The sequence below is a fragment of the Shewanella sp. SM87 genome (genome assembly GCF_025653705.1).
Taxonomy (GTDB): Bacteria; Pseudomonadota; Gammaproteobacteria; order Enterobacterales; family Shewanellaceae; genus Shewanella; species Shewanella oncorhynchi.
Window position 1 is genome coordinate 1 of the sequence record NZ_JAKKSC010000080.1, and the last position, 1,248, is coordinate 1,248.

At 42.2% G+C, this 1,248-nt stretch carries 1 pseudogene; it reads left to right on the plus strand.

What is annotated here, in order from left to right:
• Positions 1–1,003: pseudogene (locus tag L5M11_RS23705) on the plus strand (IS3-like element ISSba5 family transposase); the annotation flags it as partial.
• Positions 1,004–1,248 lie beyond the last annotated feature (245 nt).

Here is a 1,248-nt window from a genome sequence, read left to right on the forward strand (position 1 = left end):
AAGCATCTCCGATTACCCCTGAACAAATTGAAATCCGTGAGCTGAAGAAGCAAATAGCTCGTCTTGAGGAGCACAATCTTATCCTAAAAAAGGCTACCGCTCTCTTGATGTCAGACTCGATGAACAATTTACGCTAATCAGCGCACTCAAGCAGAGCCACTCTATTCTCACAATTTGTAATGCATTCAAAGTGCATCGAAGTAGCTATAAGTATTGGCTAAAAAGAAAAGAACATATTGATGCAGACTTKACTATTTTATGCAGTGAAGTGAAGGCTGCACATCGTATTAGTCATGGCTCTGCCGGTGCGCGAACGATAGCGCAATTAGTGACTAACAAAGGGATTGGTCTCAGTCGTTATCGAGCCCGTAATCTAATGAAAAAACTTGGGTTATTAAGCTGTCAGCAGCCTAAGCATTCTTATCGGAAAGCGACACAAGAGCATGTTGCAATCCCCAATACGCTTAATCGACAGTTTGCAGTAACTCAACCAGATCAAGTGTGGTGTGGCGACGTGACGTATGTTTGGGTCGGTAATCGCTGGGCCTATCTAGCCGTTGTTCTTGACTTATTTTCCCGCAAGCCTATTGGATGGGCCTTGTCATTATCACCAGATAGTGCGCTGACCTGTAAAGCTTTGAAAATGGCATTTGAGTTAAGGGGTAAGCCTGAGAATGTGATATATCACAGCGATCAAGGTTCGCATTACACAAGCTTGAAATTCAGACAATTAATATGGCGTCTTCAGATTGAGCAAAGTATGAGTCGCCGCGGGAATTGTTGGGATAACGCACCAATGGAGCGTTTCTTTAGAAGTTTGAAATCTGAGTGGATACCCGCCAGTGGTTATGGGAATTTTACAGAAGCAGATAAAGAGATCACAAATTACATCACTGGATATTACAGTGAGACMAGACCCCATCAATATAATGGTGGGTTAACGCCAAATGAGTCAGAACGTTTATATTGGAATGACTCTAAAAYCGTGGCCAATTTTACTTGACCATATATGGACGCCTCAGCTTTTACAACACTTTTGAATGATTGGTTCACTACCATATATTCGGCGTCTAAATAGGCTTTTTACCCGCGCCATGATGTAAATCCGAAACCCATTACCTTATCACTACATCGGCATTTAATGCCTTGGTCAAGTCAGGCTCTAATAGGTACGGTTGACCGTTTATTCATCAGTGCATGTAAACTTTTACGTGATGCTTAACGTCTTACGCAAACGCTTTATTAACG